Below are 17905 nucleotides of genomic sequence, written 5' to 3' on the forward strand. Positions count from 1 at the left end.
TGGCGAGGCCGGGAATGAGCCGGCGCTACCTCGATCAGCAGGCATGCCGTCAGGCGACCTTGGCCTCGCCTTCATCCGTTCCTGAAACCGTCTTCACCACGTAGCAGCGCTGAGGCCCTAACCCGGGCAGGCGAATCAAGCTGTAGGCCTTGCCGTCACTACCCGGCTCAAGCACGCCGCGTTGCAGCAGCTCTTTGTTCACCGCACTGATGTTCATGCCCTTGAAGATTTCAGCCCTCCAGGCTTCAGGCAGCACGTAGTAGGTGTTGGTGGTGTGCAGGGCATCGCCCATGCCGTGTTCCATCGTCTTGCGAAAACCCAGCCGATCAATCGTGCGTGGGCCGTGTTCATCGATCTTGGCGGCGGCAGATTCCCAGCGGGTAAAGCGGCTTTCTCCAAAGCGCTCGATGACCTGGCGCAGCCGCGCCAAAATCGCATCACCCTCGAAGTTACCGGCGCCGCCACGTTCGGCCAGCCACGCATGCAGACACACCCGAGCGGCGGTCGTGGCTGTGCCATCCGGCCAGCCGGTAACACCAAAGGCGGTAGCCAACTCTCCGGCGGCGGCGGCGAGGCCGAAGCGAAGGGCGGCACGCTGCGCCTGACCACTGGCCGAGGCGGGTAGGTTTTGGGTGATGAACTGCTCCACCGTGCGGCGAATGATCACCGACCACCTCAGCATTTCTCCTGGCGCGCACAGTGCGTTCAGGAAGGCGGTGAGGGGTGTACCGTAGTATTTCGCTACACGGGCCTTGAGCGCGTCGGAAAGGGCGGCTGCGTCCTCAAAACCGTTCAGCACATCAAACATGCCGAGCCCTTTGCTGGCATCCGCAGGCACGGCCAGCATGCGCACCTCCATACCGGCTTTTAGCTCCTTGTTGGCATCCGCCATGTGCTGCGCCAACGTCTTCTCGCCGGTCGAGAGAAAAAGCAAGCGCCACTCCTGCACCTGTCGGCCCGCTTGTCCTCGATCATTCGCCCGAGCCTTACCGGTACCGTTGCCGAGCATGTACACCGTCTCGCCAATAATGCGCGGGTCACACATGCCAATTTCATCCAGTACCAGGAGGCCGTCTGAGTGTGCGGCGGCGATGGACTCGAGGGCGTTATCCGTGGAGCGCCATGAACGTACCAGGCGCGGCCCGCCATAGACTGAGGCGGCGACTTGCAAGTGTGTGGTCTTGCCTCCAGAGCTGTCGCCGTAGAGGTGGAAGCCGCCCGACTCATGTCCCAGCAGGTTCAACAGAGGCCCTGCGAAGGCCACAGAGACGACAAACGCCAAGCGGTGATTGCCGACGCACAGCGCGCCGATTTGCTGCTGCCACTGCTCCAGAGAGCCCGCATCGCTGATCGGTGGCAGCTGGGCACCGGCCTCATAAAAATGCAAATGCTCGGCGTGCGAGCCGATCTGTTGTTCGGGCAGAAGGAATGCCTTGTCGTGCCAACCCAAGCGCGTCACCAAACGTGCGCGCTGGGCGCTATCGAAGCCGCCGAGGTAACTCTGCAGGTCATTGCGTGCGTTGCGCCCTGATCGACTTCCTGCAAGGCGCAGACCCATGTCTACCAAGGGGCCGAGTACGTCTTTGCCGAAGTCGCCGGTCATGGTTCGTGCCGGAATGTTCCAGCGTTTTTTGGCGCCATCTGGGTCGTCAAATTCGACCAGCAAGCCCCAGTTGTGACCCTTGTCGTCGCGAGTGCGAGCGATGATTTCCAGAGGCGAACACACTGGGCGCGCCTCACCATCATCGGCGGAATAAAAAACTCCGTCAGGCGTCAGGCGAAAGCCGCCCGGCAAAAGGTCATTCTTCGATTTCGCAGGGCGTTTGGCGGGCGCCTTAGCCTTCTGTTCTTGAGGTTCAGTTGGATCAGCGGCACTGCCGAAAAACTCACCGCGGCGCACCAGCTCGGCGACGTGGTCTGCGGTCCAGCCTTTGGCTAATGCATCCGCTGCATCATCGCCTTCCGCCCATTTTCCACCCTTGATGAGCGTCGGTTTGCCGCCTTTGCTGCTTGGCTTGAGCTTGAACACGTCGAGCGAGATTCGTTGCACTGAAGCGGCGCCTAGCTCAATCAGCTTGAGCTCTATGGAGTCCATGCACGCTTTGCCGCTGGCATCGTTATCCGGCCACAGCACCACCGTGCGACCTTTGAGCGGCGTTAAGTCGGCCTTGTGCCAAGAGTTGGAGCCGTTCGGCCAGCAGGTAGCGACGTAGTCGGGCATCAATTTAGCGGCAGCGTCGGCGGCCTTTTCGCCTTCACACAACACCAAAGGCGCATCGGCACGCTGTGCCATCTCATCCAGGCGCAGCAGTGGCCGAGGCTCCGGCAACCCTTGCCAGCGCCATTGCGTGGTTTGCCCATTGGAACGCTTGCACCAGGTCAACGGCGCAAAGACCTTTCGCGGCTTGCCGTCTTCATCGGGGCACAGGTCGAAGCGATATAGCGCCATGACCGGCTGGCCCTGAGCATTCCGATAGATCCACACCTTGGACGGGACACCATGCTGTCGGTGTTTGGTTGGGCACTTGTTCATGGCCTCGGCCGGGATCGGCTGAATTGCGATCCACTCCGGCGTTGCGCTCTTGGCCGGTGCGCTTTTGGCGGTCGCGGAACCAGCGGAAACACTGAGCAGATCCGCTAGTTTTTTGCAGGCCTCAACGTCCGTGCCGCCGTCGATGTAGCGCACCAGGTCGATCAGGTCGCCGCCCTTATCGCCGGTGGCAAAATCCGCCCAGGTGCCTTTGCTCAAATTGACCTTGAGTGAGCCTGCGCGTTTGTCTGTGCGTGTAGGGTTCGGTGCGGTGTATTCCTTTCCGGCGTCGACGCGTTTGCCGTTCGGCAGCCAGTGAGTAAGGACGCGGTCGATGTTCTTCAGGGCGGCATTTTTTACGTCGGCAAAGGTGGGACGTTTTGAAGTGTTGCCAGTGCGCTGAGTCATGGTGTGGTCCTCGACTCAAGCAACGCCTCGTTCACGTCGTCGATCAGCGCCTTAGCCATCTCTCCGAGGTAGAACGCGGGCCAACTAAAACGCTCGCCCGCATCGCTGATGGCGGCGTCGAGGATCAGTTGATTGGCGTGGTGCAGAATTTGGGAGACAGCTTCAAGTGCGTCTTCCAGCGGGATACCGGCATTCACCCGAAACAGGTTTTGGCCGTTACCGTTGGCAGAGGAGAACTCGGAGCGTCCACGCGTGCTGGAGTGGGTCACTGCGCACCGCCTTTCTGGCCCATCGGCACAGAGGAGGCATCACCGTACATGGTGAGTGTTTTGATCAAGCCCAATGTGCCGCGCACGTCCCAAATAACAGACGACAGCACGCGGTTGGAAAGCAGGGGTTTATCGCCGTCTAAGTGATCTTCCAACAGCATGAGAACTGAATCGGCACGGTCGAGCGCACAGGTGATGGCGTCGATAGGCAGACCGGCTTCGGCGTCTTGGCTGACGCAGAGTAGATCCTCGGGCAGTGCAAAGCCTGGGAGCATGCTCATTTGGCACCCCCTGCGGTTTCCAACGCTCGCGCTTTGGACATATGGGCGTTGTAACGGGAAAGGCGTGTAGCGAGGCTGGAGTTGGCATGTAAAGCGGCGAGAGCCATTGCTCGATGAGCAGCGGCGCGAATTTTGGACGGATTGAGGGCGTGCATGGGGCGAAACTCCTATTGTTGAGGAGCTGCCACACTTCGTCGCCAAACGAATTAGGGTGGCAGCTGTGCGCAGGTTGGCGAACCGGGACAATAGGAACCCGGCAGACCCGAAGGTCTCCCACGCACAGCCGCCATAACACGTGAATGCGGGCACAAAAAAAGCGCCTGCAATCGTAATGGGGGCGCCTGTGCGCCTATTGTAGATCGGGTCGCCAAACCCGGTCGCTGAATTTGCAGCGACAGCCAGAGAGTAACGTCCGTTTTTTGAAAGTGCAACTGTCCGGAACGCTTGCGGATTTTTTCGATGCGGCATAAATTGATCAGGCATATAGATTTACCTCAACGCCTCCGGTTGCCGCCGGGGGCGTTTTCGTTTCAGGCATGGACTTCCCAGCGCAGGGAGACAAAGGGCAACCGGTCGCCTTCGAGGCAGGCGCGCGCATCCTCGTAGGCGTCGATTTGTTGGCCTTCGTCGACGATGATTGCTTGAGGGGATTGGCAGGGAACTGACAATGCGCACCAGATGCCATCTCTCCATCGCATCACCATCACGTCCCGGTTCAGGCGTTTTTGCTCTGTGCGGTAACGTTCAAAACGCTGCATACCGCGTGATGAGAATCCGACTGTTCTGAGTACAGAAAAGGGCTGCAAGATGGCCCTGTTGGCGGCACGATTTCTCATGCCGCCACCTGATCGCGGGCAGCGATGCGTGCCCGCGTCCATGCCTGAACTTCCCCCAATACCCACGCAACCGGAGCGCTTCTGGCATTGCTGTTACTCAGCTTTACCGGCAACGGGAATCCGCTTTCAGGTTGGCGCATCAGCTTGTAGATAGTCGGGCGTGCGAGTCCTACGATTGAAATGACCTCGGGCATCCGGATGAGGGTCATGGAGGGGTCATGCGAGGGAATTGCTTTTAAAACGGTAGTCATAGCGAGCTAACCCTTTGTTAATTGAGACAACGGGTCATACGCTACGCAGGGGAGGGAGAGTGGACTGTGTCCGCTCCCTTTTTTATTTCAGAGGTCTAAGGCCCAGAGCGGTCAAATGCTCTCGAATGGTTTTTTTTGTGCCGTGGCCCTTCCGTTCGGAAAGAATATTGGTCAGTTCAGCATCGGACAGACTTCGCATTTCAATTTTCCGGCCGTTAATGATTTGCTCTGCAGCCGCTTTGATTTTTGCCCGCCTATCCATAGCCAAGGTCTGTATTGCAGAGCTGGGGTTTCGGTTCCCATTACCTGCTTCCTGGCCCCTTCTCGTCGCCTTTGTCGACAAGGCATCGTCGAGAATTCGATGCATCAGGCTTGATGTGTTGAAGCCTTTCTTAAACACATCCATCTGCTCCACCTGGCGATAAAGACTCGCCATCAGCAGTGCCTGATTCGCCTCGCCTAGCAACGTCGCGAATTCTTCTCGTGCCCTGATCTCGTTTCCGCTGCTGCGGTCCCGCTCTTTTTCGATCAGGACAAGGTACTGGCGGGGTGAGTCATGTTTCAGCTGCTCTATCAGGTCTGCATCAATGCCGTAAGTGGTGAGCTCAAGGTCGAACAGCCAATTTGCAAGCGTCTCCACAGCCTGCGTTCCCAGTACCAGGGCAAAGGTCGCGGCAAGCTGTGAGTCTGCTGCGGAATGACTCACCCCAAGAAACCGTCGAATGACACTGGGCAATGAGCCTGCCTCTGCATAACTGGCATGCTCGCTAACGGGATCGCGAAGTCGATAAAGGGTTCTTGTTACTGACTCTGCACACGGAGCGTAGGAGCCCTCCTCGAGCCAGAACGAGGTGGCTGTGTTGATCAAATCGAAGGCATCGTTGAAGTGGTTGTTGAATTGCGGAAACAGCGCAAGACTGCGAACGGCTGCCTCGACGTCGTCCTGATCCCACACCAAGCACGTTACATCGAAGCCTGCGATTTCGAGTTCAAGCTCTTCTGCATCGATGCCCCGCTCAAAGTCCATTTAGATCTCCCCGCCGCCCCGAAGCCGATAGGCTGTTACAGCGATTTGCGACTGGAAGCGCCAACGCCAGCAGGGTGGCGGGCGTGGCCTTTCCGTAACACGACTGCTCGATGTAACACGTCGTGCTTTGAAGTTTCTTCGTACGTGTAACGCGTAATATATTTAATAAAAACAGTGGGTTAAGTGGTTTCGTAACACGCGTAACACGCGTAACACCATTTTTGAAGGGGTATAGGGTTAACTGCTTCACACGGCCTTCCCAAATTGACCTTGCACTACATTTCCGGCCACTAGGGCATCAAGGTAATCGGCGTACCACTGCATCATCACTCTGCGCTGAGGTAGGTACACCGCTTTGTTATAGACTCCGGCAATACCCTCCTTTGCATGAGAGAGCTGGGCCTCAATGTGATTCTCATCGAAACCCTGCTCATTGAGTATGGTGCTGGCTATGTGACGAAAGCCGTGGCCTGTTTGCCGACCGGCATATCCCAGTCTGCGGAGCGCCATTAGAAAGACTGTGTTGCTACGGGGGATTGTCCTGTCTTTCCTACCTGGAAATAGGAGAGGGTACGCACCTGTCAGTGTCCGTAACTCAGTTAGCGCTTCGATTGCCTGTTGAGAGAGAGGCACAACATGTTCGCGTCGACGCTTCATTCGTTCGGCAGGGATCGTCCATAACTTTTTGGAGAGATCGATTTCTGACCAGCGTGCTTCTCGAATCTCGCTCGGGCGCGATGCTAATAAGGAAAGTAAGCGAAGCCCTATACGAACGTCCTTTGCGTGAGGGTAGGAGTTGATCGCTCGAAGTAGTGCAGGTAGTTCTTCAATCGAAACGTGTGCGTAGTTTTCAGCACTGCGCGACTGAAGGAATTTGCTGAGGCCTTCAAGGGGGTTATGGACGGCTCGCCCTGTTACGCGGGCCAGGTCATAAATCTCTTTGCAAAAGGCACGAACTCGGCCCATTTGTTCAATGATCCCCTTCTGCTCCATGCCGCGCAGAAACTCCATCCATTCCAGGGGCAATATTTCTGTGTACACGCGCTTGCCGAAGACAGGGAACACGTGAAGCTCCAATGCGCCCAGTACTCGTCGGGACGTACCTGCTTCCCAGCTTGTGCGTCTGGCTTCAAACCACTCACGGCCTAACGCCTCAAAAGTGTTGTTGGCAGCAACCTGGTTGGCAACCTTGCGAGCGTGCTTGCTCACCAGTGGATTTTTGCCGGTCGATGCGTCTTCCCGCAGTTGAGCTGCTTTCTGTCTCGCCAATGAGCCACTGATATCGGGGTATCCGCCGAGGCCCAGCCACGACCATTTCCCGTCTGGCTTTTTGTAGCGCAGCTCCCAGGATTTTTGCCCGTTAGGTTTCACCCGGAAGTACAGGCCATTCCCGTCCTGCTCACGATACGTAGCTTTCTCCGGCTCCAGACCTGCAAGGGTGGTGTCTGCTAAGGGGCGGCGTTTGATTTCACTGCGCTTCACTTCCTGTATGCCTCCAGTTATAGGAATCCCAAAGCATACACGTGGGCATACACGGCGGGAAGTTATAGGGGTAGACAGGGATGGATAGCCAGAAACAAGAAAGCCCGCACGGGGCGGGCTTCTTGGGGCGTTTCGTAGACTGTCTGAGACAGCCCGAGACTGCTATATGGTGCACCCGGCGGGATTCGAACCCACGACCCCTGCCTTCGGAGGGCAGTACTCTATCCAGCTGAGCTACGGATGCTTGTGCGGGCGACATCATACCCATGTCGACCTTGGGCGTCCATGCCGGTCTTTGGCCGTTCAAACGTAGGCATTTGCCGCGCGGAGGCCCTGCGCCGGGCGCCGTTGGTCAACACGGCGGAACGCGCTCGAATCACGCTGATCAGAAAAGTCCGGCAAATGCGCCGTTTTCGTTCTTTTTTTCGAACAGACTATTGCCCTGTACCCCCATTGATCCTAGGATTCGTTTGAGATTTCAAACGCTCTGTCTCTCGTGCGCCATTCACTGATCGCGCGCGCGGGGGCTGATTTCCCTGACGGCAGCCCACAAGGCGCCTTTCAACAACTCTAATTCGCTCCGCGTGCGCGCGGTGCTGTTAAGGAAAGCCGACATGCAGCTCAAAGATTCCCAGTTGTTCCGCCAGCAGGCCTTTATCGATGGCGCTTGGGTGGATGCGGACAACGGATCGACCATCAAGGTCAACAACCCGGCCACGGGCGAGATTATCGGCACCGTGCCAAAGATGGGCGCCGCGGAAACCCGCCGTGCTATCGAAGCCGCCGACAAGGCGCTGCCGGCCTGGCGTGCGCTGACCGCCAAGGAGCGCGCCAACAAGCTGCGCCGTTGGTTCGAGCTGTTGATCGAAAACCAGGACGACCTCGGTCGCCTGATGACCCTGGAACAAGGCAAGCCATTGGCCGAAGCCAAGGGCGAAATCGTCTACGCCGCGTCCTTTATCGAGTGGTTCGCCGAAGAAGCCAAGCGCATCTATGGCGACGTGATCCCCGGCCACCAGCCCGACAAGCGCCTGATCGTGATCAAGCAGCCTATCGGCGTGACCGCCGCCATCACCCCGTGGAACTTCCCGGCCGCGATGATCACCCGTAAAGCTGGCCCGGCCCTGGCCGCCGGTTGCACCATGGTGATCAAGCCGGCTTCGCAAACGCCGTTCTCGGCCCTGGCCCTGGTTGAGCTGGCGCACCGTGCCGGTATCCCGAAAGGCGTGCTGAGCGTGGTCACCGGCAGCGCTGGCGACATCGGCGGCGAGCTGACCAGCAACCCGATCGTGCGCAAATTGTCCTTCACCGGCTCGACCGAAATCGGTCGCCAGTTGATGGCCGAATGCGCCAAGGACATCAAGAAAGTTTCCCTGGAGCTGGGCGGCAACGCGCCGTTTATCGTGTTCGACGACGCGGACCTGGATAAGGCCGTCGAAGGCGCGATCATCTCCAAGTACCGCAACAACGGCCAGACCTGCGTCTGCGCCAACCGCCTGTACATCCAGGATTCGGTGTACGACGCGTTCGCCGAAAAACTCAAAGTCGCGGTGGCCAAATTGAAGATCGGCAACGGTCTGGAAGAAGGCACCACCACCGGCCCGCTGATCGACGAAAAAGCCGTGGCCAAGGTCCAGGAACACATCGCCGATGCCCTGAGCAAAGGCGCCAAGCTGTTGGCCGGTGGCAAGGTCATGGAAGGCAACTTCTTTGAACCGACCATCCTGGTCGACGTGCCGAAAAACGCCGCCGTCGCCAAGGAAGAAACCTTCGGCCCGCTGGCGCCGCTGTTCCGCTTCAAGGACGAAGCCGAAGTGATCGCGATGTCCAACGACACCGAGTTCGGCCTGGCGTCCTACTTCTACGCCCGCGACCTGGGCCGTGTGTTCCGTGTGGCCGAGGCCCTGGAATACGGCATGGTCGGGGTCAACACCGGGTTGATCTCCAACGAAGTGGCGCCGTTCGGCGGCATCAAGGCTTCGGGCCTGGGCCGTGAAGGCTCCAAGTATGGGATCGAGGACTACCTGGAAATCAAATACCTCTGCCTGGGCATCTAAGCCCCGTAAGAGATTGCAGCAAACGCAAAGGGCACGAGAGCGCTGACCCTTTGCGTGTTTCACATCGTTATTCGTAGTGGCCGGGAAAGCTGTGGCAGTCGATCATCGCATGCTGCCGTAGTTGCCTCCCCGCCACGTATTCCTTGAGCAACGCCACCCGATGAGTGGCGAATGAGGACTTTATGAGCAAGACCAACGCTTCCCTGATGAAACGCCGCGAAGCCGCTGTACCGCGCGGTGTTGGCCAGATTCACCCGATCTTCGCCGAATCCGCGAAGAACGCCACCGTGACCGACGTTGAAGGTCGCGAGTTCATCGACTTCGCCGGCGGTATCGCCGTGCTGAACACCGGCCACGTGCACCCGAAAATCATCGCCGCCGTGACCGAACAGTTGAACAAGCTGACCCACACGTGCTTCCAGGTACTGGCCTACGAGCCGTACGTCGAAGTGTGCGAAAAAGTGAACGCCAAGGTCCCCGGCGATTTCGCCAAGAAAACCCTGTTGGTCACCACCGGTTCCGAAGCCGTTGAAAACGCCGTGAAAATCGCCCGTGCCGCGACTGGCCGTGCCGGCGTGATCGCTTTCACCGGCGCCTACCACGGCCGTACCATGATGACCCTGGGTCTCACCGGTAAAGTCGTGCCTTACTCGGCCGGCATGGGCCTGATGCCAGGCGGCGTGTTCCGCGCGCTGTACCCGAACGAACTGCACGGTGTCAGCGACGACGACTCCATCGCCAGCATCGAACGCATCTTCAAGAACGATGCCGAGCCGCGTGATATTGCCGCCATCATCATCGAGCCGGTCCAAGGCGAAGGCGGTTTCTACGTCGCGCCGAAGCCGTTCATGAAGCGCCTGCGCGAACTGTGCGACAAGCACGGCATCCTGCTGATCGCCGACGAAGTGCAAACCGGTGCCGGCCGTACCGGTACCTTCTTCGCCATGGAACAGATGGGCGTTGCCGCCGACCTGACCACCTTCGCCAAATCCATCGCTGGCGGTTTCCCGCTGGCCGGTGTGTGCGGCAAGGCCGAATACATGGACGCCATTGCCCCAGGTGGCCTGGGCGGCACCTACGCCGGTAGCCCGATCGCTTGCGCCGCTGCGCTGGCGGTGATGGACGTGTTTGAGGAAGAGCACCTGCTGGACCGCTGCAAGGCTGTCGGCGAGCGCCTGGTGACTGGCCTCAAGGCGATTCAAGCCAAGTACCCGGTGATCGGTGACGTGCGTGCCCTGGGCGCGATGATCGCGGTCGAGTTGTTCGAAGACGGCGACAGCCACAAGCCAAACGCCGCAGCCGTTGCCGCCGTGGTGGCCAAGGCGCGTGACAAGGGCCTGATCCTGCTGTCCTGCGGCACCTACGGCAACGTGTTGCGCGTACTGGTGCCGCTGACCTCGCCGGACGAGCAGTTGGACAAAGGCTTGGCGATCATCGAAGAGTGCTTCTCCGAGCTGTAAGCGGCAGTTGGCCTGATCGATAAGAAAAACCCGCTTCGGCGGGTTTTTTTGTGTCGATCAGAAGCAAGCCAGTTCTTATCAAATTTAAAATAACTTACTGATTTTAAAGGGTAAAAAATTTCACTCTAAAATCTTGAGTCTTGCATAAACAATTTCAGGCAACCGCATTCTTGTGGTGAGCGGGCTTGTCCCGCGCTGGGGTGCGAAGCGCCCCTAATAAAGACAAAATGCGGTGTATCAGGCACTCCTCTGCGCTTGGTTTTGGGGCTGCTGCGCAGCCCAACGCGGGCGGAGCGACGATTCGACAAGCCCGCTCGCCACAGGTGACGGGTTGTCCGTTCTGTCCCTTAACTGACCGGCATTGGGGCAAGCCCCCTCCCACAGTGATCTGCATTCAGCCAGCGATGACGCGATTCTTGCCCAGGCGCTTGGCCTCATACATGGCGGCATCGGCGCGGGCGAACAGGCTGTCCAGGGTGGAGTCTTCCTCGGTCAGGCTGGCCAGGCCCTGGCTGATGGTCACGCTGAACGCCTGGCCTTCATAGCTGAAACTCAGTTCCTGGATCTCCCTGCCCAGGCGCTCAGCCACTTGCAGCGCCATCTCCGGCGCGCAACCCGGCAGAACGGCCGCGAACTCTTCGCCGCCAATGCGCCCGAACAGGTCGCCACGGCGCAGGACCCCGCGACCGCTCTCGGCGATACGCCGCAGCACCTGGTCGCCCTCCAGGTGGCCGTAGGTGTCGTTGACGTCCTTGAAGTCATCGATGTCCAGCAGCAGGAAGGCCAGCGGCGCGCCTTGGGCGCAGGCGCTGTCGAAGGCCTGGTTGGCGCATTCGAAGAAGTGTCGGCGGTTGCTGCTCTGGGTCAGCACATCGGTGGTGGCGAGACGGTGCAGCTCCAGTTCCAGCTGTTTTTTTTCCGTGATGTCTTCGGCCATGCCGACGACGATCACCGGCTCGCCGGGTTCGACCTGCTGGTTGATGTAGCACTTGTCGCTCAGCCAGCGGATCTGCCCGTCGGCGGTGATGATGCGGTACTCGCGGTCTTCCACGGCTCCCTGCTCCAGCACGCGCGCCAGGCTGTGTTCGGCGTAGTCGAGGTCTTCGGGGTGAATGCTGTTGCGCCATTCGCGGTGGTCGGCCAGCAGCAGGCCGGCGGAACGTCCAAAAATCCGCTCGTATGCCGGGCTCACGTAGAGCACGCGGCGGGTTTGCCAATCTATGGCCCACAGCACGGCGTTTACGCTGACCAGCAGAGAACTGAGCAATTGTTCGCGCTCACTCAGTCGCTCGACTTCGCCCTGGGCATGTACCAGTGCCAGCAGGGTTGCTGCCGCGGCCGGACGCGGAGGGTCAGCGGTAGGGCTGTCGGCGGTGAAGGGCTTTTCGAGAACCATCGGCACAACTCTCTCTGGGCGCGCCGCAAGATCGAGCAGCGGTCACTACAAGGGGCCACCATGATGGCGAAGTGTTCATTGAGAGAGGCGAATTGCAGTGAAGTTCCGTCAACAGGCTCGATTGACGGTGTCCGAGAAATGGCGCCAAAAAGCTGATGGGTGGGAGGGCAAGCCCTCCCACGCTATTGTCAGACCGCCGCAGGACGCAGCGAATAGGTCTTCAATTGGTGGGCAAAATCCCGCAGGGACTGGATGCCGCTGGCCTCGGCCTCGTGCACCCATTCCTTGATGGCGGCGAGCATGTCGTGGCCGTTGGAGCTGGTCTTGAGCCAGATCTGCTGCAGCGCCAGGCGTTTTTCGTAGATCACTTTCAGCGCCTGGCTGTGTTCCAGCATGCTCTGGATACGCAGGTGGTGGCGGTCATCCAGCAGGCTGGTTTCCCGCGACAACAGGCGTTTGGCGCGGTGGAACTGGTGGCGCACCGAGTGATCGACTTTTTCCAGCTCCTGCTTGACCAACGGGCCGATCACCAACTTGCGGTACTGGGCCATGATCTGGAAGCGGTTGTTGAGGATCGCCATGGCGGTGTCCATGTCCAGGTGACCCTTGCCTTCCACGCGGTGGGCAATCGGTGCCACGCGCTGCACCTTGGCCAGGCGCAGGAAGCTGAACACCTTGATCCATGCCCAGCCCAGGTCGAATTCCCACTTCTTCACCGACAGCTTGGCCGAGTTGGGGTAGGTGTGGTGATTGTTGTGCAGCTCTTCGCCCCCGACGATGATGCCCCACGGCACCAGGTTGGTGGCGGCGTCACGGCATTCGAAGTTGCGATAGCCCACGGCATGGCCCAGGCCGTTGATCACGCCGGCGGCCCAGAACGGAATCCACATCATCTGGATTGCCCAGATGGTGATGCCGATGGCGCCGAACAGCAGCAGGTCGATCACGCCCATGATCGCCACACCCAGCAGCGGATAAGGAGTGTAGATCTTGCGCTCGATCCAGTCGTCCGGGCAGTTCTTGCCGTAGATGCGCAGGGTCTCGGGGTTTTCGGCCTCGGCACGGTACAGCTCGGCGCCTTTGCGCAATACGGTGGACAGGCCCTTGATCACCGGGCTGTGCGGGTCGTCGACGGTCTCGCACTTGGCGTGGTGCTTGCGGTGGATGGCGGTCCACTCGCGGGTGTTCTGCGCCGTGGTCAGCCACAGCCAGAAGCGGAAGAAGTGTTTCAGGCCGGCATTGAGCTCCAGGGAGCGATGGGCTGAATAGCGGTGCAGATAGACCGTGACCCCAACGATGGTCACGTGGGTCATCAACAGGGTGACTGCCACCAGTTGCCAGGCCGACAAGTCAAGAAAACCGTTGTACCACATAGGCTGTATGGCCCTCAGATAAAGAAAAGAACAGCACACGCATTATCACTAAGCCTACAGAGAAAACCAGCGGCCCTTTCAGATAAGACTTACGAGATGTTACATATCCTATAATCCCCATTCTTTGTAGGACGATTCTGGGCTTTTAGTAAGGATTACTGGGCATATGCTGTTTTCATACCGAGGAGCCCTGCGTGCTGGGCTGGTATACCTGCTGGCTTCGAGCGTCTGGATAGGCCTCACTCATCGGGTATTGATCGAGTTTCTCGATAATCCGACCGACCTGCACCGGTGGTTGCAGGTGCGCGGTTATGTGTGGGTCGCGCTCAGTGCCTGGTTGATCTACCTGATCTGTGCCCGATCTGCCCGGGCCGACCAGCAGCAACCCTTGAAAGAGAACCGCGAGCGCCTGCGCCAGGCTGCTGCCGTGTTCGATTGCACCCGCGAAGGGGTGTTGGTCACCGACGCCAAGGGCCTGATCGTGCATGTGAACCGGGCCTTCATGGAAATCACCGGCTACCAGTGCGAAGACGTCATGGGCCGGCAGCCGAGCCTGTTCAAGTCCGGTCGCCATTCGTCGAATTTCTATCAACAGATGTTCCAGACCCTGGAACACACCGGTGAATGGAGCGGTGAAATCTGGAATCGGCGCAAAAGCGGTGAGATTTATCCACAGTGGCAAACCATTCGCGTGATTCACGATGACCTGGGCCATATCAGCCATTACGTCGCGGTGTTTTCCGACATCAGCGCCATCAAGGATTCCGAGCACGAACTGGCCCACCTGGCCCACCACGACCCGCTGACCGACCTGCCCAACCGCCTGCTGTTCACCGACCGTGCCGAGCAGGCGCTGGCCTCGGCGCAACTCCACAAGCGCGGCTGCGCCCTACTGTTGCTGGACCTGGATCACTTCAAGATCATCAACGACAGCCTTGGCCATAATGTGGGCGACCAGTTGCTCAAGCTGGTGGGCGAGCGGCTCAAGGCGCTGTTCGGCCCCGGCGTGACCCTGGCGCGCCTAGGCGGGGATGAGTTCGCGGTGCTCGCGGAAAACTGCTCACAGGTGGTGCAGGCGGCGGCTTTGGCACAGCGCATGCTGGATGTGATGAAGCAGCCGTTCATCTTTGACGGCCATCAGCTGTTTATCAGCGCCAGCATTGGCATCAGCCTGTTCCCCAATGATGCCCTGAGCGCCGAGCAATTGTTGCGCAACGCCGATTCCGCGCTCTTCAAGGCTAAAAGCGTGGGCCGCGAAGGCTACGCGTTGTACACCGAAGAACTCACCGCCCACGCGCAGAACCGGGTGGAAATCGCCAGCGAACTGCGCCGCGCCCTCGAACAACAGGAGCTGCGCGTCTACTACCAGCCGGTGCACGACTTGCACACCAGCCGCCTGATCGGCGTCGAAGCACTGGTGCGCTGGCAACACCCCGAGCGTGGCCTGGTGCCGCCGGGTGATTTCATCCCCATCGCCGAACGCACCGGGTTGATTGCCGAGATCGATGGATGGGTGATGGACCAGGCCTGCCGACAGATGTGCCGATGGCTGGCCGACGGCGCGCCGCTGAGCTTTATTGCAATCAATGTATCCAGCCGCCTGTTTGCCCGGCGCGAACTCTACGATCAAGTCGCCCAGGTGCTGCACGATACCGGTCTGGATCCGGCCTTCCTGGAGTTGGAAGTCACCGAAAGCGCGGTGATGGACGACCCCGAAGTGGCCCTGGAACAACTGCACCGCCTGCGCGAACTGGGCTTGCGCCTGGCCATCGATGACTTCGGCACCGGCTATTCCTCCCTGCTGCGCCTCAAGCGCCTGCCGGTGCAGAAACTCAAGATCGACCAGGGCTTTGTCGCCGGGCTGCCGTGGGACGAAGACGATGCCGCCATTGTGCGGGTGGTGATCGCCCTGGCGAAAAGCATGGGCATGCAGGTGCATGCCGAGGGGATCGAACAGGTGGAGCAGGCGCGGTTCTTGTTGGAGCAGCACTGCGATATGGGCCAGGGGTACTGGTTTGGGCGGCCGATGCCGGCGGACGAGATTGATTGGAACTGCGCACCCACTCTCCAGCCTTGAAATGCATTCAAATGTGGGAGGGGGCAAGCCCCCTCCCACATTTGGATATTCACAAGGCGTTATTTCAGCGCTTGGGCGCAAAACAAGCGCGCAACCCCACGTCCTGCCAGAAAATTCTTTCTGGTTATATAAACATTCTTAAATAGTATTTTTAAGAATATCCGCGCTTATCTACTATCGCCCTACGCCGCAAGCAGTGCCGCCACTGCGAGGCACTATTCATTTCAGGAGCGAGACCATGAGCGCATCTCTACGTAGCGTCGACGGCCAGGACGAAGCAGCCATTTTGCGCGAGATCCAGAGCGCCTTGCGCGATCTGCGGTTTGGCGCGGTGGAAATCACTGTGCACAACGCTCAAGTGGTACAGATCGAACGCAAGGAAAAATTCCGTTTGCAGAACCCGGGTAACAAACCGAGCTAAGCAATAACGGCGATAGACCCCGTCACTATAAGAAAAAGCCAACACCCAGAATTTTCAGGAGCTTCTATGTCGTCGATTCGCCGTTATGCCCTGGCCGCCCTGGCCAGCGCCGTGTTTGCCGGTTCCGCGGTTGCCAAGGACTACGAGTTGCTCAACGTCTCGTACGATCCTACCCGTGAGCTGTACCAGGACTACAACGCTGAGTTCACCAACTTCTGGAAACAGTCCCACCCCGGCGATAACGTCAAGATCCAGCAATCCCACGGTGGTTCGGGCAAGCAAGGCCGGGCAGTGATCGACGGCCTGCGCGCCGACGTGGTGACCCTGGCCCTGGCCGGTGACATCGACGAAATCGCCAAGCTGGGCAAGACCCTGCCGGAAAACTGGCAGACCCGCCTGCCGGACGCCAGCACCCCATACACCTCGACCATCGTGTTCCTGGTGCGCAAGGGCAACCCTAAAGGCATCAAGGATTGGGGCGACCTGATCAAGAAAGACGTTTCCGTGATCACGCCTAACCCGAAAACCTCCGGCGGTGCGCGCTGGAACTTCCTTGCCGCCTGGGCCTACGGCCTGAAATCCGGTGGCAGCGAAGCCAAGGCCCAGGAATACGTCAAGGAGCTGTTCAAGCACGTGCCGATCCTCGACACCGGCGCGCGCGGTTCGACCATTACCTTCGTCAACAACGGTCAGGGCGACGTGTTGCTGGCCTGGGAAAACGAGGCGTTCCTGGCCCTGAAAGAAGACGGCGGCGCCGACAAGTTCGACATCGTGGTGCCGTCCCTGTCGATCCTTGCGGAGCCGCCGGTGGCCGTGGTCGACAAGAACGCCGAGAAAAAGGGCAACACCGAGATCGCCACTGAATACCTCAAGCACCTGTACAGCCCGGCTGGCCAGGAGATTGCGGCGAAGAACTTCTACCGCCCACGGGATGCAAAAGTGGCCGCCAAATACGCGCAGCAGTTCCCGAAACTGGACCTGGTGACTATCGACAAAGACTTCGGCGGCTGGAAAACTGCCCAGCCGAAATTCTTTAACGACGGTGGCGTGTTCGACCAGATCTACACGGCGCAGTAAGCCAAAGTACCGGTAGGAGCGAGCTTGCTCGCGAAGATCGTCAACGATGACGCGGGCATTCTGAATGAGCGCGGTGCCCTTGAGGTCTTCGCGAGCAAGCTCGCTCCTACAGTGGTTTCTACCTTTAACCAAGGACTCTTATGTCGCGTCGTATTTCCCCCGTCATACCCGGCTTCGGGCTGACGCTGGGCTACACCGTGGTGTACCTCAGCCTGATCGTACTCATCCCCCTCGCGGCGATGTTCGTACACGCCGCTCAACTCACCTGGGATCAGTTCTGGAACATCATCTCCGCACCCCGTGTGCTGGCGGCGTTGAAGCTGAGCTTCAGCACCGCGCTGTACGCCGCCCTGATCAACGGCGTGATCGGCACGCTGCTGGCCTGGGTGCTGGTGCGCTACACCTTCCCCGGCCGCAAGATCATCGATGCGATGATCGACCTGCCGTTCGCCCTGCCCACCGCCGTGGCCGGTATTGCCCTGACTGCGCTGTACACGCCGACCGGCCTGGTGGGCCAGTTCGCCGCCGACCTGGGCTTCAAGATCGCCTACAGCCCCTTGGGCATCACCCTGGCGCTGACCTTCGTGACCCTGCCGTTCGTGGTGCGCACGGTGCAGCCGGTACTCGCGGATATCCCCCGGGAAATCGAAGAAGCCGCCGCCTGCCTGGGCGCCAAGCCGTTGCAGGTGTTCCGCTACATCCTCGTCCCCGCGCTGCTGCCCGCCTGGCTGACCGGTTTCGCCCTGGCGTTTGCCCGTGGCGTCGGTGAGTACGGTTCGGTGATTTTCATCGCCGGCAACATGCCGATGAAAACCGAGATCCTGCCGCTGCTGATCATGGTCAAGCTCGACCAGTACGACTACCGCGGCGCCACCTCCATTGGCGTACTGATGCTGGTGGTTTCCTTTGTCCTGCTGCTGCTGATCAACTTGTTGCAGCGGCGCATCGAACGTCCATAAG

Annotated in this window: 15 protein-coding genes and 1 tRNA gene; 6 read left to right on the forward strand and 10 right to left on the reverse strand. The window is 59.4% G+C overall.

The window, feature by feature from the left end; genetic code table 11:
- Positions 1-49 precede the first annotated feature (49 nt).
- The 8 genes from BLW22_RS31045 to BLW22_RS31080 form a co-directional block, all read right to left on the reverse strand.
- Complete coding sequence (locus tag BLW22_RS31045; RefSeq protein ID WP_074848344.1) at positions 50-2938, reverse strand: DUF927 domain-containing protein; 2889 nt, start codon at positions 2936-2938, stop codon at positions 50-52.
- Entirely contained in the window at positions 2935-3207 is a 273-nt protein-coding gene (locus BLW22_RS31050; RefSeq protein WP_074848346.1) for a DUF3077 domain-containing protein, read from the reverse strand. Before BLW22_RS31050 ends, BLW22_RS31045 begins: the two co-directional genes overlap by 4 nt.
- Positions 3204-3488 carry a hypothetical protein gene (locus BLW22_RS31055; protein WP_074848348.1) on the reverse strand — a complete coding sequence of 95 codons (285 nt, stop codon included), beginning with the start codon at positions 3486-3488 and terminating at the stop codon, positions 3204-3206. The genes BLW22_RS31050 and BLW22_RS31055 overlap by 4 nt, the downstream gene beginning before the upstream one ends.
- 530 nt (positions 3489-4018) lie before the next feature.
- Positions 4019-4324 carry a hypothetical protein gene (locus tag BLW22_RS31060; protein ID WP_074848350.1) on the reverse strand — a complete coding sequence of 102 codons (306 nt, stop codon included), beginning with the start codon at positions 4322-4324 and terminating at the stop codon, positions 4019-4021.
- On the reverse strand, positions 4321-4575 hold the full coding sequence (locus BLW22_RS31065) for a helix-turn-helix transcriptional regulator (protein WP_026078127.1): 255 nt from the start codon (positions 4573-4575) through the stop codon (positions 4321-4323). Before BLW22_RS31065 ends, BLW22_RS31060 begins: the two co-directional genes overlap by 4 nt.
- 82 nt (positions 4576-4657) lie before the next feature.
- The gene (locus tag BLW22_RS31070; protein WP_074848352.1) at positions 4658-5602 is read right to left on the reverse strand and encodes a hypothetical protein; all 945 of its coding nucleotides are present in this window, start codon (positions 5600-5602) and stop codon (positions 4658-4660) included.
- Between the two features lie 246 nt (positions 5603-5848).
- Positions 5849-7084, reverse strand: a complete 1236-nt coding sequence (locus BLW22_RS31075; protein ID WP_074848354.1) for a tyrosine-type recombinase/integrase — start codon at positions 7082-7084, stop codon at positions 5849-5851.
- 167 nt (positions 7085-7251) lie between these two features.
- A tRNA-Arg gene (locus BLW22_RS31080) sits at positions 7252-7328 on the reverse strand.
- Positions 7329-7698: 370 nt separating this feature from the next.
- Here BLW22_RS31080 and gabD point away from each other — a divergent pair.
- A complete protein-coding gene (gene gabD, locus BLW22_RS31085; protein WP_065948543.1) occupies positions 7699-9141 on the forward strand; it encodes an NADP-dependent succinate-semialdehyde dehydrogenase in 1443 nt (480 codons plus the stop codon).
- A 182-nt stretch (positions 9142-9323) separates the two neighbouring features.
- Complete coding sequence (gene gabT / locus BLW22_RS31090; RefSeq protein ID WP_065926318.1) at positions 9324-10601, forward strand: 4-aminobutyrate--2-oxoglutarate transaminase; 1278 nt, start codon at positions 9324-9326, stop codon at positions 10599-10601.
- A gap of 394 nt (positions 10602-10995) precedes the next feature.
- Here the strand turns inward: gabT and BLW22_RS31095 are convergent, their stop codons facing one another.
- Both BLW22_RS31095 and desA read right to left on the reverse strand, forming a co-directional pair.
- Positions 10996-11997, reverse strand: a complete 1002-nt coding sequence (locus BLW22_RS31095) for a sensor domain-containing diguanylate cyclase (protein ID WP_065926319.1) — start codon at positions 11995-11997, stop codon at positions 10996-10998.
- Positions 11998-12185: 188 nt separating this feature from the next.
- Positions 12186-13370: a delta-9 fatty acid desaturase DesA gene (gene desA / locus BLW22_RS31100; protein ID WP_065926320.1), complete on the reverse strand. Its 1185-nt coding sequence runs from the start codon at positions 13368-13370 to the stop codon at positions 12186-12188.
- Between the two features lie 166 nt (positions 13371-13536).
- On the opposite strand from desA, the gene dibA reads away from it, so the two are divergent.
- From dibA to cysT, 4 genes are all read left to right on the forward strand, one after another.
- Entirely contained in the window at positions 13537-15447 is a 1911-nt protein-coding gene (dibA, locus tag BLW22_RS31105) for a phosphodiesterase DibA (protein ID WP_065926321.1), read from the forward strand.
- A gap of 238 nt (positions 15448-15685) precedes the next feature.
- Entirely contained in the window at positions 15686-15868 is a 183-nt protein-coding gene (oscA, locus tag BLW22_RS31110; protein ID WP_003170956.1) for a sulfur starvation response protein OscA, read from the forward strand.
- A 66-nt stretch (positions 15869-15934) separates the two neighbouring features.
- A complete protein-coding gene (locus tag BLW22_RS31115; RefSeq protein WP_053137687.1) occupies positions 15935-16945 on the forward strand; it encodes a sulfate ABC transporter substrate-binding protein in 1011 nt (336 codons plus the stop codon).
- 140 nt (positions 16946-17085) lie between these two features.
- Positions 17086-17904, forward strand: coding sequence for a sulfate ABC transporter permease subunit CysT (gene cysT / locus BLW22_RS31120; RefSeq protein WP_027607868.1), 819 nt, complete (start codon positions 17086-17088; stop codon positions 17902-17904).
- Position 17905: the final 1 nt, after the last annotated feature.

Source organism: Pseudomonas marginalis, from assembly GCF_900105325.1.
In the GTDB taxonomy this organism is placed as follows: Bacteria; Pseudomonadota; Gammaproteobacteria; order Pseudomonadales; family Pseudomonadaceae; genus Aquipseudomonas; species Aquipseudomonas marginalis.